General features: G+C 71.7%; 21 protein-coding genes. 11 read left to right on the top strand and 10 right to left on the bottom strand.

Going from position 1 to position 20,899, the window contains the following annotated elements:
• Positions 1-39 precede the first annotated feature (39 nt).
• Positions 40-1,038, top strand: a complete 999-nt coding sequence (locus ACIBJF_RS13490; RefSeq protein WP_399173851.1) for a TAXI family TRAP transporter solute-binding subunit — start codon at positions 40-42, stop codon at positions 1,036-1,038.
• A 149-nt stretch (positions 1,039-1,187) separates the two neighbouring features.
• Here the strand turns inward: ACIBJF_RS13490 and ACIBJF_RS13485 are convergent, their stop codons facing one another.
• Positions 1,188-2,591, bottom strand: a complete 1,404-nt coding sequence (locus ACIBJF_RS13485) for an ATP-binding protein (RefSeq protein WP_399173850.1) — start codon at positions 2,589-2,591, stop codon at positions 1,188-1,190.
• Between the two features lie 9 nt (positions 2,592-2,600).
• The gene (locus tag ACIBJF_RS13480; RefSeq protein ID WP_351805831.1) at positions 2,601-3,287 is read right to left on the bottom strand and encodes a response regulator transcription factor; all 687 of its coding nucleotides are present in this window, start codon (positions 3,285-3,287) and stop codon (positions 2,601-2,603) included.
• 289 nt (positions 3,288-3,576) lie between these two features.
• Here ACIBJF_RS13480 and ACIBJF_RS13475 point away from each other — a divergent pair, with 289 nt between their 5' ends.
• The 8 genes from ACIBJF_RS13475 (at position 3,577) to ACIBJF_RS13440 (ending at position 10,064) form a co-directional block, all read left to right on the top strand.
• Entirely contained in the window at positions 3,577-4,353 is a 777-nt protein-coding gene (locus tag ACIBJF_RS13475) for an amino acid ABC transporter ATP-binding protein (RefSeq protein WP_399173849.1), read from the top strand.
• Positions 4,354-4,427: 74 nt separating this feature from the next.
• On the top strand, positions 4,428-5,264 hold the full coding sequence (locus tag ACIBJF_RS13470; RefSeq protein ID WP_399173848.1) for a glutamate ABC transporter substrate-binding protein: 837 nt from the start codon (positions 4,428-4,430) through the stop codon (positions 5,262-5,264).
• Between the two features lie 75 nt (positions 5,265-5,339).
• Positions 5,340-6,005 carry an amino acid ABC transporter permease gene (locus ACIBJF_RS13465; RefSeq protein WP_399173847.1) on the top strand — a complete coding sequence of 222 codons (666 nt, stop codon included), beginning with the start codon at positions 5,340-5,342 and terminating at the stop codon, positions 6,003-6,005.
• A complete protein-coding gene (locus ACIBJF_RS13460; protein WP_399173846.1) occupies positions 6,002-6,964 on the top strand; it encodes an amino acid ABC transporter permease in 963 nt (320 codons plus the stop codon). The genes ACIBJF_RS13465 and ACIBJF_RS13460 overlap by 4 nt, the downstream gene beginning before the upstream one ends.
• A 176-nt stretch (positions 6,965-7,140) precedes the next feature.
• Positions 7,141-8,748: an FAD-dependent monooxygenase gene (locus tag ACIBJF_RS13455; protein ID WP_399173844.1), complete on the top strand. Its 1,608-nt coding sequence runs from the start codon at positions 7,141-7,143 to the stop codon at positions 8,746-8,748.
• A gap of 76 nt (positions 8,749-8,824) precedes the next feature.
• Positions 8,825-8,911, top strand: coding sequence for a putative leader peptide (locus tag ACIBJF_RS13450; RefSeq protein WP_313960178.1), 87 nt, complete (start codon positions 8,825-8,827; stop codon positions 8,909-8,911).
• Between the two features lie 77 nt (positions 8,912-8,988).
• Positions 8,989-9,522: a cysteine dioxygenase gene (locus ACIBJF_RS13445; RefSeq protein ID WP_399173843.1), complete on the top strand. Its 534-nt coding sequence runs from the start codon at positions 8,989-8,991 to the stop codon at positions 9,520-9,522.
• Positions 9,523-9,632: 110 nt separating this feature from the next.
• Entirely contained in the window at positions 9,633-10,064 is a 432-nt protein-coding gene (locus tag ACIBJF_RS13440) for a rhodanese-like domain-containing protein (RefSeq protein ID WP_399173966.1), read from the top strand.
• A 12-nt stretch (positions 10,065-10,076) separates the two neighbouring features.
• Here the strand turns inward: ACIBJF_RS13440 and ACIBJF_RS13435 are convergent, their stop codons facing one another.
• The 3 genes from ACIBJF_RS13435 to recA form a co-directional block, all read right to left on the bottom strand.
• On the bottom strand, positions 10,077-12,605 hold the full coding sequence (locus ACIBJF_RS13435) for an ABC transporter permease (RefSeq protein ID WP_399173842.1): 2,529 nt from the start codon (positions 12,603-12,605) through the stop codon (positions 10,077-10,079).
• 215 nt (positions 12,606-12,820) lie between these two features.
• Positions 12,821-13,660, bottom strand: a complete 840-nt coding sequence (recX, locus tag ACIBJF_RS13430; RefSeq protein ID WP_399173841.1) for a recombination regulator RecX — start codon at positions 13,658-13,660, stop codon at positions 12,821-12,823.
• A 3-nt stretch (positions 13,661-13,663) separates the two neighbouring features.
• The gene (gene recA / locus ACIBJF_RS13425; RefSeq protein WP_399173840.1) at positions 13,664-14,788 is read right to left on the bottom strand and encodes a recombinase RecA; all 1,125 of its coding nucleotides are present in this window, start codon (positions 14,786-14,788) and stop codon (positions 13,664-13,666) included.
• A 312-nt stretch (positions 14,789-15,100) separates the two neighbouring features.
• On the opposite strand from recA, the gene ACIBJF_RS13420 reads away from it, so the two are divergent.
• Positions 15,101-15,847 carry a hypothetical protein gene (locus tag ACIBJF_RS13420; RefSeq protein WP_399173839.1) on the top strand — a complete coding sequence of 249 codons (747 nt, stop codon included), beginning with the start codon at positions 15,101-15,103 and terminating at the stop codon, positions 15,845-15,847.
• A gap of 120 nt (positions 15,848-15,967) precedes the next feature.
• On the opposite strand, the gene ACIBJF_RS13415 is transcribed toward ACIBJF_RS13420, so the two are convergent.
• Together ACIBJF_RS13415 and ACIBJF_RS13410 are read right to left on the bottom strand one after the other, a co-directional pair.
• Positions 15,968-17,215 (bottom strand): AI-2E family transporter, encoded by a 1,248-nt coding sequence (locus ACIBJF_RS13415; protein ID WP_399173838.1) that lies wholly within the window; start codon positions 17,213-17,215, stop codon positions 15,968-15,970.
• Positions 17,216-17,331: 116 nt separating this feature from the next.
• Positions 17,332-17,526 (bottom strand): DUF3046 domain-containing protein, encoded by a 195-nt coding sequence (locus ACIBJF_RS13410; RefSeq protein ID WP_351805807.1) that lies wholly within the window; start codon positions 17,524-17,526, stop codon positions 17,332-17,334.
• An 81-nt stretch (positions 17,527-17,607) separates the two neighbouring features.
• Between ACIBJF_RS13410 and ACIBJF_RS13405 the strand changes: the two genes are divergently transcribed.
• Positions 17,608-18,552 (top strand): hypothetical protein, encoded by a 945-nt coding sequence (locus ACIBJF_RS13405; RefSeq protein WP_399173837.1) that lies wholly within the window; start codon positions 17,608-17,610, stop codon positions 18,550-18,552.
• 93 nt (positions 18,553-18,645) lie between these two features.
• Here the strand turns inward: ACIBJF_RS13405 and ACIBJF_RS13400 are convergent, their stop codons facing one another.
• Genes ACIBJF_RS13400 through ACIBJF_RS13390 form a run of 3 tightly spaced genes read right to left on the bottom strand, consistent with a single transcriptional unit; the run spans position 18,646 to position 20,773 of the window.
• Entirely contained in the window at positions 18,646-18,954 is a 309-nt protein-coding gene (locus tag ACIBJF_RS13400) for an AzlD domain-containing protein (protein WP_365333661.1), read from the bottom strand.
• The gene (locus ACIBJF_RS13395; RefSeq protein WP_399173965.1) at positions 18,951-19,796 is read right to left on the bottom strand and encodes an AzlC family ABC transporter permease; all 846 of its coding nucleotides are present in this window, start codon (positions 19,794-19,796) and stop codon (positions 18,951-18,953) included. Before ACIBJF_RS13395 ends, ACIBJF_RS13400 begins: the two co-directional genes overlap by 4 nt.
• 50 nt (positions 19,797-19,846) lie before the next feature.
• Entirely contained in the window at positions 19,847-20,773 is a 927-nt protein-coding gene (locus tag ACIBJF_RS13390; protein WP_399173836.1) for an AraC family transcriptional regulator, read from the bottom strand.
• Between the last annotated feature and the right edge of the window lie 126 nt (positions 20,774-20,899).

Here is a 20,899-nt window from a genome sequence, read left to right as displayed (position 1 = left end):
CCCTGGTCAGCGCCGCGCCCGGCCTGGCAGGATCGCCGCATGTCCCAGGTGTTCCCCCGTATCAGCAGGCACCGGGCGCTGCCGGCCGCGGCCGTCGGTGCCGTGGTGCTCGGGCTGCTGCTGTGGTGGCTGCTGCCGCTCGGCGACAAGCCGCCGAGCGGGACGATCGTCTTCAGCACGGGGACGTCCCGGGGGGTCTACCAGGAGTACGGCGAGCGGCTGCGCGCCGAGTTCGCCAAGGACATGCCCGATCTGAAGGTGAAGCTGCTGAACAGCGCCGGCTCGCAGGAGAACGTGCAGCGGGTGGCGACCGGCCAGGCCGACTTCACCATCGCCGCGGCCGACGCGGTGGAGGCGTACGAGCTGCGGCACGGCAGCGGTGCCGGGCGGCTGCGCGGGGTGGCCCGGCTCTACGACGACTACGTCCATCTCGTCGTGCGCAGTGACTCGGACATCAAGAACGTCGCGGACCTGCGGCACAAGCGGGTGGCGACCGGGCTGCCCGACTCCGGGGTGCGGCTGATCGCCGACCGGGTGCTCAAGGCCGCCGGCATCGACTCCCGTAAGGACATCACGCCGGTCGCGGACGGCATCGACACCGGGCCCGACCGGCTGGAGCGGCACAAGATCGACGCCTTCTTCTGGTCGGGCGGCCTGCCCACCAAGGGACTCGTCGCGCTGGCCCAGAGGTCCGCCTTCAAGTTCGTGCCGATCGAGGGCGACCTGGTCACCAAGCTGCACAACCAGGGCGAGGAGGCGCGCTACTACCGGGCCACCAACATCCCGGAGTCGGCCTACCCGGCCGTGCAGCAGGGCAACGAGGTCCCGACGATCGCCGTGTCCAACCTCCTGATGACCCGTACGGACATGGACCCCCGTCTCACCGAATGGGTGACCCGTACCGTCATCAACAGCCGCGACGACATCGGCGCCCATGTCCACTCGGCCCAACTGGTCGATCTGCGCACCGCCGTCTACACGGACCCGCTGCCCCTCCAGGAGGGCGCCCGTCGCTACTACCGCTCGGTGAAGCCCTAGCTCGGCGGGCAGCCTGGAACCCTGGCGGGCCTGCCCGTCACGCGCGGGCCGGGGCCGTCACGCGCGGGCCGGCGCCGCGCCCAGCGCGCCGAGTCCCCCCGCCCACAGCCCCTGGACCCAGGCACCCGGCACCAGCCGTGCCGCCCCGATCAGGTCTCCCTCTGCCTCGGCACGGTCACCGTCACCCGCAGCCCCCGCGGCTCATGGTGGGCGTAGTCGATCGAGCCTCCGCCCGCCGTGAGCAACGCCCGCACGATGGACAGGCCGAGGCCCGAGCCCTTGATGTTCTGGTGGCGGCCGCTGCGCCAGAAGCGGTCGCCCACGCGCGCGAGTTCCTCGTCCGTGAGGCCGGGCCCCGTGTCGGTGACGACGACCGTGGATCTGTCGCCGTCGGCGGCGACGATGACCTCCACCGTGCCGCCCTCGGGGGAGAACTTCACGGCGTTGTCGATCACCGCGTCCAGGGCGCTGGACAGAGTGATCGGGTCCGCCCAGGCGGTCGTGGGCGGACAGTCCCCTGCCAGCCCGACCCCCTTGGCCTCGGCGGCCGGCGACCAGGCGGCGACCCGCTCCTCGGCCAGGGCGCCGATGTCGGTCAGCTTCAGGTCCGCCTCGGCGTGCTCGGCCAGCGCCAGGTCCAGCAGGTCGTCCAGGACCTGTGCGAGGCGCTTGCCCTCGGTGCGGACGGAGGCGATCTCCTCGTTGCCCTCGGGGAGTTCCAGGGCGAGCAGTTCGATGCGCAGCAGCAGCGCCGCGAGCGGGTTGCGCAGCTGGTGCGAGGCGTCCGCGACGAAGGCGCGCTGCTGCTCCAGCACATCCTCGACGTTGTCCGCCATCTCGTTGAACGAACGCGCGAGCCGTCTGAGTTCCGGCGGCCCGCCGCCGACCGCGACCCGCGACTTCAGCCGTCCGGTGGCGATGTCGTGGGTGGTGGCGTCCAGGACCCGAACCGGTCTGAGCACCCAGCCGGTCAGCCGCAGGGCCGCGCCGACGGCCAGCAGCATCGCCGCGATCTCGCCGGCCCCGATGATCAGCCAGCCGCGCAGGGTCCGCGAACGCATCTGCCCGGTGGGCGAGTCGGTGACCACGACCGCCACGACGTCCCCGTCCCGGATCACCGGTGACGCCACGATCAGCCGGCTGCGCTGCCAGGGCCACACCTGCCGCGGATCATGGCTGCGCCGGCTGAGCAGCGCCTCCTCGAAGGCGTCCCGCACCTCCCCCTTCCGCGGTACGAACCAGTCGTCGGGGGCGTTGGCCATCGCCGAGCCGTTGCGGTAGAAGACGCCCGCGCGGATGCCGTAGACGCCGTAGTAGCTGCCGAGTTCGCTGCGCAGCGCCTCCAGGCGCTCGTCGGTGCTGGTGCGGCGCGATCCGCTGGGCCCGTCGGTCACGAACTGGGCGAGCGCCGCGAAGCGTGCCGTGTCGTCGATGCGGTCGACGACGACCTTCTGCTGCTGTGCGGCGGCCACGCTGATGGCCAGCGGGAGCCCGAGGGCGAGGAGGACGGCCGCCATCAGGACGATGAGCAGCGGCAGGAGCCGTGTGCGCACCCGTCCCCGCTAGGCGGCCGGGGCGACGAGCCGGTAGCCGACGCCGCGTACGGTCTCGATCAGCGCGGGCATCCGCAGTTTGGCGCGCAGGGAGGCGACGTGCACCTCCAGGGTGCGGCCGGTGCCCTCCCAACTGGTGCGCCAGACCTCGCTGATGATCTGCTCGCGCCGGAAGACCACTCCGGGGCGCTGCGCGAGCAGGGCGAGCAGGTCGAACTCCTTGCGGGTCAGTTGGACGACCGAACCGTCGACGGTGACCTGCCGGGTGGGCAGTTCGATGCGTACGGGACCGAGGATCAGGGCCGTCTCGCCGCCGGTCGCCGGGTCCTCCTGGACGGTGCGCCGGCTGACGGCGTGGATACGGGCGAGCAGTTCCCCGGTGTCGTAGGGCTTCACCACGTAGTCGTCGGCGCCCAGGTTGAGCCCGTGGATGCGGGAGCGGACGTCGGAGCGGGCCGTCACCATGATCACCGGGGTGCTGGTGCGCTTGCGGATCTTGCCGCAGACCTCGTAGCCGTCCTGGTCGGGCAGGCCCAGGTCGAGCAGGACCACGCCGAAACCGTTGCCCTCGGGGACGAGCGCCTGCAGCGCCTCCTCGCCGCTGCGCGCGTGGGTGACGTCGAAACCGTGCCGCGCGAGTACGGCGGACAGGGCGGCGGCGACGTGGTTGTCGTCCTCGACGAGCAGCAGTCTCATCCCGGCCCCCTCCGGTTCAGCGGTCGTACGGTCTCGGTTCGTGTGCGCCGTATAGCTCACGCGCGCGTGCACCATGGCAGTGACGCCGATGGACAAGGACGGCGTCAAGGGGCTTCCGGTTGCCCGTCGCTTCCGTTATCCGCCCGATACGCACCGGCGCGGCAAGTGCTACGACGCGTGTCCGATTGCTATCGGATCGTGATGCTCAGATCTCCCTCAGATGTGATGACGCAGGTCACAGCCGCTCACTACTGTCCACCGAAACCGAGGAGGACGGAGCCCGAGAGCGATGGCCAATGTATCGGTGACCAAGGAAGACGTGGTCACGTCCGACGAACTGGTCGTCCTGAAGAGCGTCAACAAGCACTTCGGCGCGTTGCACGTGCTCCAGGACATCGACCTGACGATCGCCCGCGGCGAGGTCGTCGTGGTCATCGGGCCCTCCGGGTCCGGAAAGTCGACCCTCTGCCGCACCATCAACCGCCTGGAGACGATCGACTCGGGCACCATCGCCATCGACGGCAAGCCCCTGCCCCAGGAGGGCAGGGAGCTGGCCCGGCTGCGGGCGGACGTCGGGATGGTCTTCCAGTCCTTCAACCTCTTCGCGCACAAGACCGTGCTCGAGAACGTGATGCTCGGGCAGCTCAAGGTCCGCAAGGCGGACAAGAAGCAGGCCGAGGAGAAGGCCCGGTCCCTGCTCGACCGGGTCGGCGTGGGCACCCAGGCCGACAAGTACCCCGCCCAGCTGTCCGGCGGCCAGCAGCAGCGCGTCGCGATCGCGCGGGCGCTGGCGATGGACCCGAAGGTCATGCTCTTCGACGAGCCGACCTCCGCCCTCGACCCCGAGATGATCAACGAGGTCCTCGAGGTCATGCAGCAGCTCGCCCGTGAGGGCATGACGATGGTCGTCGTCACCCACGAGATGGGCTTCGCACGATCGGCTGCAAACCGTGTGGTCTTCATGGCCGACGGCCGGATCGTCGAAGAGGCTGCGCCCGACCAGTTCTTCAGCAACCCGCGCAGCGACCGGGCCAAGGACTTCCTGTCCAAGATCCTGCACCACTGACGCAGGCCGCCCCGCGCCCCTGGGTTGCCTTTTCAAACGGACCTCGTTCCGCACCCCATCAAAGGATGTTCACCATGAAGCTCCGCAAGGTCACCGCCGCCTCGGCCGCCGTACTCGCGCTCGCCGTGGGCGCCACCGCGTGCGGCGGCGGCAAGAAGGACGACAACGGCTCCTCCGGCGGCGGCCAGAAGATCACCATCGGCATCAAGTTCGACCAGCCGGGCCTCGGCCAGAAGACCCCGCAGGGCTACGCGGGCTTCGACGTCGACGTGGCCACCTATGTCGCCAAGAAGCTCGGTTACAGCGCGGACCAGATCGAGTGGAAGGAGTCGAAGAGCGCCGACCGCGAGACCATGCTGCAGCGCGGGGACGTCGACTTCATCGCCGCCACCTACTCGATCACCCCGGAGCGTCAGCAGAAGGTCGACTTCGCCGGCCCGTACCTGCTGGCCCACCAGGACGTGCTGATCCGCGCGGACGACAACTCCATCAAGTCGCCGTCGGACCTGAACAAGAAGAAGCTGTGTTCGGTGACCGGCTCGACCTCGGCGCAGAACGTGCACGACAAGCTGGCCCCCAAGGCGCAGCTCCAGCAGTACCCGACGTACTCGGCGTGCCTGACCGGTCTGCAGAGCAAGGCGATCGACGCCCTGACCACGGACGACTCGATCCTCGCCGGCTACGCCGCCCAGTCCCAGTTCAAGGGCAGGTTCAAGCTCGGCGGCTTCAAGATGACCAACGAGAACTACGGCATCGGCGTCAAGAAGGGCAGCGCCCTCAAGGACAAGATCAACAAGGCCCTTGAGGAGATGGTCTCCGACGGTTCCTGGGAGGCGGCCGTGAAGAAGAACTTCGGCCCGGCCGACTACAAGAACGAGCCGGCCCCGAAGATCGGCGACATCAAGAGCTGAGGAAACGCCCGGCGGGTGCGCCGTCCCTGAGGGCGGCGCACCCGGGCATCCCTACACGCGGAAGCGCGGGAGATCGTGTTCGACTTTCTTGACAAGTACGACGTGCTGGGCGCCTTCTGGACGACGGTGCAGCTCACGCTGCTCTCGGCCGTGGGCTCCCTGGTCTGGGGCACCCTGCTGGCCGCCATGCGGGTGGGCCCGGTGCCGCTGATGCGCGGTTTCGGCACCGTCTACGTGAACATCGTGCGGAACATCCCGCTCACGGTGATCATCCTGTTCGCCTCGCTCGGGCTCAACCAGACGCTGCTCATCGACATGGGCTCGAAGCAGGTCGACACGACCAACTTCCGGCTGGCCGTACTCGGACTGGTCGTCTACACGTCGGCCTTCGTGTGCGAGGCGATCCGTGCCGGCATCAACACGGTGCCGGTCGGCCAGGCGGAGGCCGCCCGGGCCATCGGCCTGAGCTTTACCCAGGTGCTGGTCCTGATCGTGCTGCCGCAGGCCTTCCGCGCGACAGTCCTCCCGCTGACCAACGTCCTGATCGCGTTGACGAAGAACACGACCGTGGCAGCCGCGATCGGCGTGGCGGAAGCGGCGCTCCTGATGAAGAAGATGGTGGAGAACGAGGCGCAGTTGCTGCCGATCTCGGCGGTCATCGCCTTCGGCTTCTGCTGCCTGACCCTGCCGACGGGTCTGATCCTCGGATGGGTGGGCAAGAAGGTGGCGGTGAAGCGATGAGTTCGATCCTGTACGACGCCCAGGGCCCTCGCGCCAAGCGGCGCAACGTCCTGTACACGGCGGGCTTCCTCGTCGTCCTCGCGGCCGTCCTGTGGTGGGTGTACAAGGCCCTGGACGACAAGGGCCAGCTGGACTGGGCGCTGTGGAAGCCGTTCTTCAGCGGCGAGGCGTACTCGACGTACATCTGGCCGGGTCTGCAGAACACCTTGAAGGCGGCGGCCCTGGCGATGGTCATCGCGCTTCCGCTCGGCGCCGTCTTCGGCATCGCCCGGCTCTCGGACCATGCCTGGGTGCGGATACCGGCGACGGTCGTGGTCGAGTTCTTCCGCGCGATTCCGGTGCTCGTCCTGATGATCTTCGGCAACGAGCTGTACAGCCAGTACACCAACGTCAGTTCCGACGACCGTCCGCTGTACGCGGTCGTCACCGGCCTGGTGCTGTACAACGCGTCCGTGCTCGCGGAGATCGTCCGCGCGGGCATCCTCGCCCTGCCGAAGGGCCAGTCCGAGGCGGCCATGGCGATCGGCCTGCGCAAGGGCCAGGTGATGCGGCTCATCCTGCTGCCGCAGGCGGTCACCGCCATGCTCCCGGCGATCGTCAGCCAGCTGGTGGTCATCGTGAAGGACACCGCGCTCGGCGGCGCCGTCCTCACCTTCCCCGAACTGCTCGCGTCGGCGAACACGATGAGCGGCTACTACGGCGCCAACACCATCGCCTCCTTCACGGTGGTGGCCGTGATCTTCGTGATCCTCAACTACTCGCTGACCTCGTTCGCGAGCTGGCTGGAGGGCCGGCTGCGCCGCGGCAAGAAGTCGACCGGGGCGGTGCTCGGCGCCCAGGACGCCGCGGGCATCCCGGGTACGGCGGCGACGGGAGCCGGAGGCGCCGCCGGCGCCGCGGACCTCAGCGGTCCGTTCGTCGGAGGCGGCGGGCACCACAGCGGGGGCCACGGGAACTGACGCTCATTCAGGTGACATGAGAGATCCCGGGGCAGTGGCGTGATCGCCACTGCCCTCGGTCGCTTGACGCAAACTCCGCCAATGGGTTGCATACGTTCTGTGATCGTGCACCCCGCTCCCCCTTCCTGTTCACTTGTCACCGTCAGGGCATCGTCACGGGCAGGGGGCGCCGCGTCATGGACCCGGTGATCATCGTCGGAGCGGGGCCGGTCGGACTTACGCTCGCCCTGGCGCTGGCCCGCCAGGAGGTGCCGTGCGTCGTCCTGGACGAGGGCCCCGGCAAGGACGAACCCCGTCCGGCGCGCACCGTCGTCCTGCGCGAGGACACGGCCGCCCTGCTGGAGCGGCTGACCGGAGTGGCGCTCGATGAACACGGGGTGCGCTGGGCCGGTTGGCGGTCCGTCAGGCGCAGGCAGGTGATGAGCGACATCACCTTCGAGGAGACGGACCCCGCCGCCCCGCTGCACATCGCCCAGCACGTCGTCACCGGCGCCCTGCGCGCGGCCATCGCCGACGAGCCGCTGGTGAAGGTGGCCGTGGACAGCCGGCTGGACTCCATCGAGCAGGAGCGTTCCGGCGTCACCGCGCACACCCGGGGCCCGAACGGCACGTGGTGGCGCGGCAGTTACCTGGTCGGCTGCGACGGACCGCGCTCGACGGTGCGCAAACTCCAGGACATCCGCTTCCCCGGCCGTACGGCGGTGGAGCGGCACGCGGTCGCCGCACTGCGCGCGGAACTTCCATGGGGGAGTCGGGCGTTGCTCCATCGGACGCCGCCGTGGCGGCAGTCCGGGCCCTCGGCCGGGGAGGTCACCGCCCGCCCCCTCCCGGACGGCGTGTGGCGCCTGGACTGGCTGCTGCCACCGGGCAAGGACCTGGTCACGCCCGAGATCCTGGTGGCCCGGATCCGCGAGACGCTCGCGGGCTGGACGGACGGCTCCACACCGGCGTACGACCTGCTCGACACCGGTGTCCACACGGTGCACCACCGGCTGGCCCGCCGATGGCGCGTCGGCCGGGTCTTCCTCGCCGGGGACGCGGCCCATCTGCTCGGCGCGCTCGGCACCCAGGGGCTGGACGAGGGGCTCAGGGACGCCGACAACCTCGCCTGGAAGCTGGCCCCGGCCTGGCACCACGGACCGCACGAGGCGTTGCTGGACAGCTATCAGGCCGAGCGGCGCGCGGTGGTCGCCGCCCGGCTGCGCGCCGCCGACCAGGTGCTGCCGGTGCTGCGCGGCACCGGCGGGCTGCGGCAGATCGTCCCGCGTGCGGCGCGCGGCCATGACACGCTGCTCACGGACGGTCACCTGGGGCGCGGGCCGCTCGGTGCGCCGGGGGCGTACGCCGACTCACCCCTGGCGCCCCGCCGCCTGGAGGGCGAGATCCCGGTCGGAACCCCGCCCGGCGCACCCGTCACCGACGTGCGGGTCACCGCGGAGGATGGTTCCTTCGTCCAACTGCGCGACCGGCTCGGCCGCGGCGCCCTCCTGGTCGTGCTGATCGCGCCCGGCACGGGAGTGTGGGACCGCAAGCACTGGGTCTCCGCCGGAGTGATGCCCCGGCTCGCGGCGGCCGTGACCGCGCTGCCGTACCGCGCCGAACTGCTGGTCGCCGAGAGCTACCCGGGTGCGCCGGCGCACAGCGTGCTGCTCGTGCGCCCCGACGGCCACCTGGTCACCGCGCTGAGCGGGGTCCGGCCGGCCGACCTCTACGCGGCGGCGGAGGCGACAGTGGGCGGCGCGGCCGAGGAGGAGCCGGCCCGGGCGGCCTCCGGCGCCCGCTGACCGCGAGCCCGTCACCCTCCGTCCACATCGTGACGGTGAGTTGACCGGAGTACACCGGCATGCTGTACTCCGGACCATGACAGACACCTGCGTGCGCCTGTGGCGGAGGGTCCACATGGACCTCGTCCGCTACGCGGGCTGCGTGTGTCGCCCGTCCTGCTGAATTCGCCTCCCTCTTCCCTTCCGGGCGCCGCGGTGCGCCCGTTCCGCGAACCCTCTTCAGGCTTCAGGACGGTGTACGTGTCTGTCTCCCCCGCTCCCGTGTCCCCTGCCGTCGGCTCGGCGCCCACCCAGGCGGACCTCCTCGACTTCGTCCGGCGTACGGCCGCCGACGCCGAGCTGATCGCCTCCCTTCCACTCGACCCGGAGGGCCGCACCTGGGTGCGGCTGCAGGGTCCGGGCGGCAGCGAGGCCTGGCTCATCGGCTGGCCGCCCGGCACCGGCACCGGCTGGCACGACCACGCCGACTCGGTCGGCGCATTCCTCACCGCCTCGGGTGTCCTCAAGGAGAACTCGCTCGCCGCCCGGCTGCCGACCGACGGCTGGAAGACCCTGGAACTCGCCGAGGGCGTGGACCGCGTACGCCGCCTGCCCGCGGGCGAGGGCCGTACCTTCGGTCGCCACCATGTCCACGAGGTCCTCAACGAGTCCCCCGACGAGCACGCGATCTCCGTGCACGCCTACTACCCGCCCCTGCCGGGCATCCGCCGCTACAGCCGCACGGGTCAAGTACTCCGCCTCGAGCAGGTCGAGCGCCCGGAGGACTGGCAGTGAGCGGCGCGCAGGAGACGGCAGCGAGCAGCGTGGAGGAGACGGCGGTGGGCGGTATCGGGGTCAGCGCGAGCGGCGGCGCGGGCGAGCAGTCGGCGGGTGGCGCGGGAGCGGTGGCCGGAGTGGGTCAGCGGCCGGCCGGCATCGACGAGGTGCTGGAGCGGGTGCGCGCGGGCTACCGGCGCATCGAGGCGCGGGAGGCGCACGAGGCGGCGCGGACCGGCGAGGCGCTGCTGGTCGACATCCGGTACGCGGCCCTGCGCGAGCGGGACGGGCTGATCCCCGGCGCCCTGGTCATCGAGCGCAACGAACTGGAGTGGCGCCTCGATCCGCAGGGCAGCCACCGCGTCCCCGAGGCCACCGGCCACGACCTGCCCGTCGTGGTGATCTGCAACGAGGGCTACGCCTCCAGCCTCGCGGTCGCCTCCCTCCGGCAACTGGGCCTGCACCGGGCCACGGACCTCGTGGGCGGCTTCCAGGCATGGCGGGCGGAGGGCCTCCCGGTGGAGCCTGCGACGCGCCGACACGGGGATTCACCCACTTGATCTTCCTTGCTGCTACTCCTTCGCCGTGGCCACCGTCACCGCCCGGACCCGCAGTGCCGCGCGTCCGGGAACCGCGGTGGCCACGAGCGCGAGGAGACCGGCGATCCCGACGACGGTGACGTAGAGCAGGGGCGTGACCGAGGGCGCCGCCCGGCCCGTCATCCCGACGCTGAACGCGGTGAGCACGGCGAGCGCGATACCGCTGCCGAGCGAGGTGGCGAGGAGCAGGACGGACAGCGCTTCGGTGCGCAGCATGCGCAGCACCTGACGGCGGGTCGCGCCGGCGAGGCGGAGCAGGGCGAACTCACGGACACGCTCCGCGACCGACATGGCCAGCGTGTTGACGACGGCGATGGCGGTGAAGGCCAGCACCAGTCCCATGGCGAGGTAGTTGACCTCGGCGTTCGTCTGCTGCCGTTCGGCCCGCAGGAGGTCGGCATCGGCCGGTGAAAGAATCCGCAAGCCCGGGAACTCACGGAGGGTAGCCGCGAGTTGTGTCTGTGTACGGGTTGTGCTGACGAGGACGGAGGAGGCGAGCGGGTTGTCGACGTGGCGGGCGACGAGGTCGTGGGCGAAGGTGAGGTCGCCGAAGCCGAGACCCCGGGCATAGACGGCGGCGACGGTGAGCGTGGCGGGCGTCCCGTCGCCGAGGGTGAGCTTCAGAGTGCTGCCGGGCGCCAAGTGTTGCTGGTCGGCGGCCAGTTGACTGACGGCGACCGTGCCGGGAGCAAGTCGGTCGAGGGAGCCGGCGGTGACCTGCGGGTCCCAGGTGCGGGTCAGGCCTGCCGGGGTGACGCCCTGCGCGGGGTACTTGTCGAGGCCGACACGGACGGTCGTGCGGACCACTTCGGTGACGGTGTCGTGCCGCGCGCGCAAGCGCTGTGCCGCCTCAGCAGGGACGCCGGGCCCCTGCGCGGCGACGACCCAGTCGGCCCGTACGCCGTCATGGGCCTGTCGGCGGGCGGCGTCGCCGAGGGTGGACTGGACGAACAGGACGGTGCAGGTCATGCCGACGAGCAGGGTGAGGGGGGTGACGACGGAGGCCATCCGGGCGGCGTTGCCCCGCAGGTTCGCGGTGGCGAGGCGGCCGCCATGGCCGGTGAGCCGGAGCGGGCCGGTGAGCAGCAGCGCGGCCGCCCTGACGAGCAGGGGACCGAGCAGGGCGACGGAGCTGGACAGGACGATGATGGCGAGGAACGTCACGGGAGTCGAGGCGGGCTCGGTGCGCAGGGCGGTGAGGACGACGACGAGGACGACTCCGCCGGCCAGAAGCAGCAGTCCGGCGACGATCCTGCCCCAGGCGGGACGAGTCCGCTCGGTCCTGGCCTCGGCCAGAGCCTCGGCCGGACGAATCCGGACGATCCTGCGGGAGGCGATCCGGGCCGCCGCCCAGGCACCGAGCAGGGTGGCGGCCAGGGCAGCGAGCGGAGGGAAGACGCTGACGGTGTGCTCGAGCGTCGCGGGTACGGCGCCCAGGGCGACGAACCTGGAGTACAGCCAGCCCCCCAACGGCAGCCCGAGCAGCGCACCCACGGCGCCCGCCGCCGCGCCGACGATCAGCGCCTCCCGGCCGAGCAGCTTGCGGATCTGTCCGCGGGTGGCGGCGATGGCGCGGAGCAGGGCGAGTTCGCGGTGGCGCTGCTGCACAGTGAGCGCGAAGGTGCCGACGACCACGAGCACCGCGACGAGCAGCGAGGTCCCGCCCATGGCGCCGCCCATGCTGACCAGCCGGGTGCGGGCGGCAGCCGCGTCCAGGAACTCGACTGCCCCGCGGGCGTCTCCCGTGCTGACCTGGGCCGTGGTGCCGTGCAGCGCCCGCGCCACGGCGTTGCGCACCTGCTCGGGGTCGGTTCCCTCGGCCGGCAGCACACCGTACGCACTGACCTGCCCCGGGTGCGCGGCCAGCCGGCGGGCCTCGGCGGCGGAGAAGAACAGGGACGTCTGGTGGTGTACGGCGGTGGCGGGGGCGGCGATACCGGTGATGCGGTAACTACGCGGGGCCCGCGTGGACTGCACGGTGAGCCGGTCGCCGGGCCGCAGCCGGGCCCGTGCGGCGAGGTCGCTGTCGATGACCAGGTCGCCGTCGAACCTGGGCGCGCCGCCCGTGGTCAGCCGGTACGGCGTCAGCACGGCGGAGTCCCAGGCGTGCCCGTATGCGGTACGGCCGCTGGTGCCGGCCGCAGTCAACGGCTGGGCGGGGAAGGTCAGTTCGGGCACCACCCGGGCCACGCCGGGGACGTGGGCGAGTCTGGCGCGCAGCCGCTCGGAGAGCCAGGCGCGTTCGGCGATGGGTTTCGCCTTGTGCTTGACCTTGGTCTTGCCCTTCTTGTGTTTCACGGTGGTCTGGTGGACGTACTGGTCGCCGGAGACCACCACGGGAGCGGCGGCGTAGCGCTCGGTGCGGATGGTGCCGCGCAGGCCGGTGCCGAGGAGGGTGCCGCAGGCGGTGATCAGGGCGGCCGCACACATCAGCGCGAGGAAGGCGCCGAGAAAGCCCGCCTTCCTGGCACGGACCGTCTGGAGGGCGTATCGCAGCATCATCGGGCGGGGCTCTCTTCTGTTGTACGCGTCGGCTGGGTCGTACGCGGTCGGCCACTACGGCTGTGCGTGTCGTGGTCCGGAGCGTGCGTACAGACTCGCCCGCGCACGGCGGGGAGAGCACTGCGGTGGCCCGGCGTCTTCGGCGGGGGTTAACCCCCCGTGCGGGCGCGGGGTTCCGAGAACCCGGCGGCCTCCCCGCCCTGCGCGCCGAAGGCTCAGAAGTCTCCTTCGCCGAGGAACTCCGTGTCCTCGCCCTCTTCCTCCAGGGCCTGGCGGACGACACGGAGGGCCATGCCCTCGGGGTAGCCCTTGCGGGCGAGCATGCCGGCGAGGCGGCGGAGCCGTTTGTCACGGTCGAGGCCACGGGTGGCACGCAGTTTGCGGGCCACGAGCTCGCGGGCCGTCGCCTCCTCCTGCTCGGAGTCGAGCTGGGAGACGGCCTCGTCGATCAGCGTCGAGTCGACCCCCTTGGTGCGCAGTTCCTGGGCCAGCGCCCGGCGGGCGAGCCCCCGGCCGTGGTGCCGGGACTCGACCCAGGCGTCCGCGAAGGCGCTGTCGTCGATCAGCCCGACCTCCTCGAACCGGGACAGCACCTCCTCGGCCACCTCCTCGGGGATCTCCCGCTTGCGCAGGGCGTCCGCGAGTTGCTTGCGGGTGCGCGGGGTCCCGGTGAGCAGGCGCAGGCAGATCGCCCGTGCCCGCTCAGCCGGGTCCCCTGAAGACTCCCCCCGCTCGGCCCTCGACGAGGAAGGGGCGCCTTCGTCCTCACCGGGCGCGTCCCCGAAGCCGTGCCGTCGGCCGCCCCGCGGGCCGACGCCGCCGCGCGAGCCGAGGCCGGGCGCGCCTCCCCCGTACGGCTCGTCGCCCGTGGCGCCCGGGTGGGCGCCGCCGGTGTCCCCGTAGCCACCGGTGCCGCGGTGCTCGTCGTGCCCGCCGTGACCCTCGCAACCGTCGTCCGGGTATCCGCCGCCGCCCGGGCGGCCCCCGGTGCCCCTCCCCCGTGGGGCACCGGGGGTGGCGTACTCGTACTCGGCCCAGTCGGTTCGTCGTGTCACGGGTCAGCTCTTGGCTGCGGCGGCCTTGGGCTTGGTGGCCTTGGCGGCTGCCGGGGCGGGCACCGTTTTGGCGTCCTCGGCGGCAGCGGTGACCGCCGCGTCCCCGCCCGGCTCGGCGGCGGGCTCCTCCGGGCGGACACCGACGCCCAGCTTCTCCTTGATCTTCTTCTCGATCTCGTTGGCCAGGTCGGGGTTGTCCTTGAGGAAGTTGCGCGCGTTCTCCTTGCCCTGGCCGAGCTGGTCGCCCTCGTACGTGTACCAGGCGCCGGCCTTGCGGACGAAGCCGTGCTCGACGCCCATGTCGATCAGGCCGCCCTCGCGGCTGATGCCCTGGCCGTAGAGGATGTCGAACTCGGCCTGCTTGAAGGGCGGGGCGACCTTGTTCTTGACGACCTTGCAGCGGGTGCGGTTGCCGACCGCCTCGGTGCCGTCCTTCAGGGTCTCGATGCGACGGATGTCGATGCGCACCGACGCGTAGAACTTCAGGGCGCGGCCACCGGTCGTGGTCTCCGGGGAGCCGAACATCACGCCGATCTTCTCGCGGAGCTGGTTGATGAAGATCGCGGTGGTCTTGGACTGGTTGAGCGCGCTGGTGATCTTCCGCAGTGCCTGGCTCATCAGGCGGGCCTGCAGACCGACGTGGCTGTCGCCCATCTCGCCCTCGATCTCCGCGCGCGGGACGAGCGCGGCGACGGAGTCGATGACGATCAGGTCGAGGGCGCCGGAGCGGACCAGCATGTCCACGATCTCCAGGGCCTGCTCGCCGTTGTCCGGCTGGGACAGGATCAGGTTGTCGATGTCGACGCCGAGCTTGCGCGCGTACTCGGGGTCGAGGGCGTGCTCGGCGTCCACGAAGGCCACCTGGCCGCCGGCCTTCTGGGCATTGGCCACGGCGTGCAGTGTCAGGGTCGTCTTACCGGAGGACTCCGGTCCGTAGATCTCCACCACACGGCCGCGCGGCAGGCCGCCGACGCCGAGGGCGACGTCGAGTGCGGTCGACCCGGTCGGGATGACCTCGATGGGCTCCTTCGACCGCTCGCCCATGCGCATGACCGCGCCCTTGCCGAATTGCCGTTCAATCTGTGCGAGCGCGGCGTCGAGCGCCTTCTCGCGGTCGGTTCCTGCCATGGGTTCCACCCGGTTTGCTTGAGTCGATCGCTTCACGTCAAAGACGCTAACGCCTGCCACTGACAATGCGCCCCGACGCAGGCCCAGCCTGTGGATAACCACGGGACTTCTTCCCGCAGAACGGGGCGAAATCCACCGCCCAAAGCCTCGCCTGAGCCTCCATGAGAATGGATGTTCGATTTTGGTGTCAAGCGCGCCACGCGGTGCCCGGAACCCGTGCCCTGGCACCCGGCGCCGCTACTCCCGGCGGCGTACGGCGGGTGTCATCGGCCGGACGACGACCGGGCGGGCCGCTCCCAGGAGCCTTGGCCCATGAAGAATCCGCGCGCCGTCGACCGCCTCTGTCATGCGACGGGGCTGCTCCTCGTCCTGTCCGGTCTCGTGCACCTGGGGGTGTTCGCGGTCGACGGTGGCCCGTGGGACGGTCCCGTCTCCTGGCGCAAGCCCGTCACCTTCGGGCTGTCCTTCGGGCTGACGCTGATCGCGATCACATGGGTCACCTCGTATCTGCGCGTCGGCCCACGGCTGCGCTCGGCCCTGCTGCTCGTCTTCGCCGCCGACTGCGTGGTGGAGGTCGGCGGCATCACCCTGCAGGCCTGGCGCCGGGTGCCCTCGCACCTGAACATGGAGACCCCCTTCGACACGGCGGTGGCCATGACGCTCGCGGTGGGCGGCGGTGTCCTGGTCGCCCTGCTCACGGTGTTCGCCGTCGCGTCCTTCCGGCACCGGCCGACAGGCCCGGCCGGCATGCCGCTCGCGGTCCGCTCCGGGTTCGCGATCCTGCTGGTGGCGCTGGCCTCCGGGGCGGCGATGATCGCGCGCGGGGTCGTACTGACCCGCACCGGACACCAGGAGGCCGCCTATCACTCGACGGCCCCGCTCAAGCCCCTGCACGGCGTGAGCCTGCACGCCGTGCTCGTCCTGCCCGCGCTGGCCTGGCTGCTGTCCAGCTCGCCCTGGAGCGATCGGACACGGCGGCGGATCGTGGCCACGGCGGTCGGCTGCTACGCAGCAGCCGTCGCGGGAGCGGGAGCGTGGGCGGTGCTGACATACCGATGACAGACGCTGACGTACCGGTGGCAGGCGTTGGCGTACCGATGACGGGCCCGCGGCGGCACGGGCCCGCCACGCTCCCCTCCCATCACCGGCGCGCGACGTCCGCCTCCGGGGCGCGCCCGTCTACGACGACTCCTCCGGCTCGGGCTGTCCGGCCCGCGGCCGGCGCATGCGCGCGAGCAGCCCGGGACCGCCCGGGCTCCGGCCGCGGTGCCCGTGCACCCTGGGGTCGTCCGTGACGGCGTAGCGCTTCACATACGCCCCGAGGAAGGCCTGGAGGGTAGCCACCGCCGGGATGGCGATCAGCGCGCCGACGGCGCCCAGCAGTGCGGTGCCGGCGATGACCGAGCCGAAGGCGACCGCGGGGTGGATGTCGACCGTCCTGGCGGTCAGCTTGGGCTGGAGCATGTAGTTCTCGAACTGCTGGTAGACCACGACGAAGACCAGCACCCACACCGCGTACCAGGGGTCGACGGTGAACGCGATCAGCATCGGCAGCGCACCGGCGAGGTAGGTGCCGATGGTCGGGATGAACTGCGAGACCAGGCCCACCCAGACGCCGAGCACGGGCGCGTACGGCACACCGAGGGACTGGAGCAGGATGTAGTGGGCGACGCCGGAGATGAGCGCCATCAGGCCGCGCGAGTAGAGATAGCCGCCCGTCTTGTCGACGGCGATCTCCCAGGCGCGCAGCACCTCCGCCTGGCGCGCCGGCGGCAGCACGGAGCACAGGGCGCGGCGCAGCCGGGGGCCGTCGGCCGCGAAGTAGAACGAGAACAGCCCCACCGTCAGCAGCTGGAACAGCCCGCCGAGCACCTGCGCGGAGACGTCCAGGACACCGGCGGCGCTGTTCTGCGCGTATTTGCGCAGCCAGTCGGAATGGAGCAGGCCCTCCTGGACGTCGACCCGCCGGAGCTCGGTGTGGAAGGTCTCATTGATCCAGTTGATGAGCGAGTCAAGGTAGTCCGGGAAGCCCTCGACCATCTTGATGATCTGCCCGGCCAGCATGGAGCCGAGCAGGGTGACGAACCCGGCGACAGCGATCGTCAATCCGAGGAAGACCAAGAAGGTGGCGAGCCCTCTGCGCATGCCTCGCGCGGCCATCCGGCTCACCGCGGGCTCGATCGCGAGGGCCAGGAAGAACGCGATCAATACGTTGATCAACAGCCCTGTCAGCTGGTGAAAGGCCCAGCTGCCGAGCTGGAACGCGGCGATCAGCGCGAGCGCGAGCACCATGGCACGCGGCAGCCAGCGCGGCATGCGGCCGCCCGCGGCGACGGCGCCGGGGGCCGGGGGCCGCTCGCGTGGTGTCGTGCCGTTCGGTGCCGCGTCCTGGGTCAGCGGCTCGTTGTCCTCGTCAATGGGTGCCACGGGCCAAGTCTCGCCCACGCCACCGACAACCGGCGCCCACCTGCGATCTTCGTGACCGATCGGTGCTGTGCGGCCGATCTCCTCACGGACGAATCAGGATGTTCCAGGCAGCCGCGTCAGCGTCGCTCGCCCGGCACCTCCATGACCGTGCAGACCACGCGCCACACGTCCTTCGCGTCCCAGCCGGCGTCCAGCGCCTCGTGCACCGTGCGCCCGCCCAGCTCGGACATGACGTGATCGCGCGCGAAGGTTTCGGCGTACCCCGGACCGAAGTGTTCCGCCATTCGCTGCCAGAAGACCGTCAACCGCATGACACCAGTATCCCGCCCCTGGGGGTGGGCCCCGGCCGGGAAGCCCTTGCCGAGACCGCTTTCCGTCCTACGGTCTGACCCATGGCCGAAACAGGAGCTTCCCCACTCCCTTCCACGCCCCCGGCGCGCTCCCCGCTCTTCCGCGCCGAGCAGTTCGTGTGGCTCACCGCGCGCGTGCTGGAGCAGCGCCTCTTCGCGTACCACTTCCTGCACGGCACCCCGGACGCGGTGGAAGCGGCGCTGGACGCCTACCGCAACGAGGACGGCGGGTACGGGCACGCGCTGGAGCCCGATCTGCGCGGCCCCGTGAGCCAGCCGCTGCACACCGCGCACGCGCTGCGCGTCCTGGACGCCATCGGGCGTTGCGGCGGGCAGCGGGTCGAGCGCGTGTGCCGCTATCTGACCTCGATCTCCGCCGCGGACGGCGCCCTGCCGGCGATCCATCCCAGTCAGCGCGGATATCCGGTGGCACCGTTCGTCCCGGTCGTCGACGACCCGCCCAGCGAACTGCTCGCCACGGGACCGGTGGTCGGGCTGCTGCATCGCAACGAGGTGTGGCACGCCTGGCTGTTCCGGGCCACCGACTTCTGCTGGCAGGCCGTGGAGTCCCTGGAGAAGTCCCACCCGTACGAGGTGGAGGCCGCCGTGGCCTTCCTCGACTCCGCTCCCGACCGCTCGCGCGCGGAGGCCGCTGCGGACCGGCTCGGCCGCCTGGTGCGGGAGCAGCGGCTCGCGGCCCTGGACCCGGACCGGCTCGACACGTACCCGGTCGCGTCCGGCTACGCCCCCGGGGAGCACCGCTTCCCGCACGACTTCGCCAGGACTCCGCAGTCACTGGCGCGCGCGTGGTTCACGGACGACGAGATGGCACGTTCCCTGGACCACCTGGCCGCCGAGCAGCAGAACGACGGCGGCTGGCCGATCCGGTGGCACCGGTGGGCACCGGCCCCCGCGCTGGAGGCACGCCCCTTGGTGACGATCGAGGCACTGCGGACCCTGCGGGCGTACGGCCGTTTCGTGGGCTGAACCGGTGCCGCATGCCGCCCGCCCGGCGGCCAGGCCCGACGGGTCGCGCGCGGAACCGACGTGTGAGCCGCGCCGGCCCACGTCGGTCCCGCGTCATCCGCCGAGCGCCCGTACGCCCGCCGTCACCACCACGGCCGCCGCGACGACCAGCAGGAACGGCGCGCGCAGCACGAGTGCCAGGGCGGCCGCGCCGAGCCCCGCGAGCCGTGCGTCCAGCACGAGCCCGTGCCCGACGGCGAACGTCTGCTGAGCCGTGAGCGCGGCGAGGAGGGCGACGGGCAGCAGGGCGGCGAGCCGCCGTACGAACGGCCGTTCCATGGCGCCCGCGGGCACCAGCAGCCCGGCGAGCTTGACGGCGTAGCAGCCGAGGGCGGTCAAGCCGATCGCGATCCAGGTGTTCACCGGCCCTCCTCCGCTGCCGCGCCGCCGTTCGGTCCGTCCACTCCATTGATCCGGTCAACCTGGTCGATTCGGTCCATCTGGGCCACTCCATCCGATCCGGTCGGTCCAGCCGGTCCACCCGTCCGGCCAGGCCCGCCTCGTACACCCTGTCGGCCACGCCCCTCGCGCCGCCCCTCGGCGACGAGAGCGATCGGTGCCGCCAGGGCCGCCACCAGGACCGGAACGCCTGCCGGCAGGACGGGCAGCAGGCCGAGGCCCAGCAGGACCGCCAGGCCCGCGACGGCGCGCTCGGTGGTCGTCCTCAGCATCGGCGCGAGCAGCGCCAGGAACACGGCGGTGCCGGCCGCGTCCAGCCCCCACGCGCGCGTGTCGCCGATGGCCTTGGCGCCGAGCGCGCCGAGCAGCGTCGTGAGGTTCCAGAGCGCGTACAGCGTGAGCCCGGTGACGGTGAAGCCGATCCGCCGGGCACGCCGGGTCGGCTGCGCCAGGGTGACCGCAGTGGTCTCGTCGATCACCCACTGGGCGGCGAACGGCCGCACCGCGCGTGGAAGGGCGAGCAGCTGCGACAGCCGCAGCCCGTAGAAGGCGTTGCGCACGCCGAGGAAGAAGGCGCCGGCGGCCGCCGCGAACGGATTTCCTCCGGCGGCGAGCGCTCCGACCAGGGCGAACTGGGAAGCGCCGGTGAAGACGAGGAGGCTGAGCGCGCAGGTCTGGAGCAGTCCGAGCCCGCTGCCGGCCGAGGTCACCCCGAAGGCGAATCCGGACAGACCGACGGCGACGCCGACCCCGAGGGCGTCCCGTACGACGGCCCGGTCGGGCTTGTCCGCGCCGTCGGCGGTCATGTCTGCGAGTGCTGTCTGCTGTGCCACGCCCCGGACGGTACGGAGTTCCCTCACCCCGGGTCTTGTACGTTCTTGCGCCCGCGCACGTTCCTCGTTTCGCCCGCGTTCCTGCGCTCGCGCTGGTAGGCCCCCGGAGGCACGCCGACGATACGGGTGAAGTGCCGGTTGAGATGCGGCTGGTCGGCGAAGCCGACGGCCACCGCCGCCTCGGCAGGGGGCGAGCCCGCGTCGAGCAGGAGTCGCGCGCGGCGCACGCGGGCGTCGGTCAGCCAGGTGTGCGGCGGCATGCCGTAGGCGTCACGGAACGTCCGCAGCAGCGCGAACGGGCTGGTGCCGAGGTCGGCTGCCAGCCGTTCCAGGGTCGGCGGGTCGACCATCCGCTCGTCCAGCACCGCACGCGCGCGTGCCGCGATACCGGCTCCGGCGGTGCGGACCGTCCGCTGCGGCAGCGGTCCGCCGTTCAGCCGCAGCAGCCTGGTCACGGCGATCCGCAGCAGGGTGTCGGCGGCCAGCGCGTTGCCCTCGTCGGCGGCGCGGAGCACCTGGTGGACCAGGCGGACGGTGTAGGGGTCGTCGAGGACGGGGCTGACGAAACCAGGTGTGCCCCGGAGGGTGGTGGTCTCGGCCGCGATCGCGGCGACCACCTCGGGGGAGGGGTAGACCGCGCCGTACCGCCAGCCCTCGGGGATGCCGGCGCGACCCGTGTGCGGAGTGTCCGGGTTGACCAGCGCGAGGGCTCCCGCGCCCGCGGACACGTCGGAGCCACGGTGGTGGAAGACCTCCACGCCGTCGGCTATGGCCGCGATCACGAAGTGCTCGTGGGTGTGCCGGACGAAGGTCTTGTGGATGTACCGGGCCCGCAGCAGGTCCACGCCCGGCAGGTCGTCGTACCGCCAGTGCCGCGCCCGCTCCACCGGCCGGCGCCCACCGGTCTCCCCGCCCGTCCGTTCCCCGCCCCGCCCAGCCGCACCCGCCATACGCCCATTCTCCGTCCCCGCTGCCCGCGACCGGCCTCGGCCCGCTCCCCGCCCCCTGCCTCGCAGCCGCCACCGCCTCACTTTCCGCACCTGCCCCCGCCAGCTCCCCACCGCACGGCGTTTGAC

The organism is Streptomyces sp. NPDC050743 (assembly GCF_044456925.1).
Lineage (GTDB): Bacteria > Actinomycetota > Actinomycetes > Streptomycetales > Streptomycetaceae > Streptomyces.
This window is presented reverse-complemented; position numbering and strand designations above follow the sequence as displayed.

Excerpts from the sequence above, each read along its gene's own strand:
- ACIBJF_RS13480 (WP_351805831.1), bottom strand. The coding sequence starts at position 3,287 with ATGAGACTGCTGCTCGTCGAGGACGACAACCACGTCGCCGCCGCCCTG.
- ACIBJF_RS13450 (WP_313960178.1), top strand. The coding sequence starts at position 8,825 with ATGACAGACACCTGCGTGCGCCTGTGGCGGAGGGTCCACATGGACCTC.
- ACIBJF_RS13410 (WP_351805807.1), bottom strand. The coding sequence starts at position 17,526 with ATGCGGTTGACGGTCTTCTGGCAGCGAATGGCGGAACACTTCGGTCCG.
- ACIBJF_RS13405 (WP_399173837.1), top strand. The coding sequence starts at position 17,608 with ATGGCCGAAACAGGAGCTTCCCCACTCCCTTCCACGCCCCCGGCGCGC.
- ACIBJF_RS13455 (WP_399173844.1), top strand. The coding sequence starts at position 7,141 with ATGGACCCGGTGATCATCGTCGGAGCGGGGCCGGTCGGACTTACGCTC.
- ACIBJF_RS13390 (WP_399173836.1), bottom strand. The coding sequence starts at position 20,773 with ATGGCGGGTGCGGCTGGGCGGGGCGGGGAACGGACGGGCGGGGAGACC.
- ACIBJF_RS13395 (WP_399173965.1), bottom strand. The coding sequence starts at position 19,796 with ATGACCGCCGACGGCGCGGACAAGCCCGACCGGGCCGTCGTACGGGAC.
- recA (WP_399173840.1), bottom strand. The coding sequence starts at position 14,788 with ATGGCAGGAACCGACCGCGAGAAGGCGCTCGACGCCGCGCTCGCACAG.
- ACIBJF_RS13460 (WP_399173846.1), top strand. The coding sequence starts at position 6,002 with ATGAGTTCGATCCTGTACGACGCCCAGGGCCCTCGCGCCAAGCGGCGC.
- ACIBJF_RS13470 (WP_399173848.1), top strand. The coding sequence starts at position 4,428 with ATGAAGCTCCGCAAGGTCACCGCCGCCTCGGCCGCCGTACTCGCGCTC.
- ACIBJF_RS13490 (WP_399173851.1), top strand. The coding sequence starts at position 40 with ATGTCCCAGGTGTTCCCCCGTATCAGCAGGCACCGGGCGCTGCCGGCC.
- ACIBJF_RS13435 (WP_399173842.1), bottom strand. The coding sequence starts at position 12,605 with ATGATGCTGCGATACGCCCTCCAGACGGTCCGTGCCAGGAAGGCGGGC.
- ACIBJF_RS13420 (WP_399173839.1), top strand. The coding sequence starts at position 15,101 with ATGAAGAATCCGCGCGCCGTCGACCGCCTCTGTCATGCGACGGGGCTG.
- ACIBJF_RS13475 (WP_399173849.1), top strand. The coding sequence starts at position 3,577 with ATGGCCAATGTATCGGTGACCAAGGAAGACGTGGTCACGTCCGACGAA.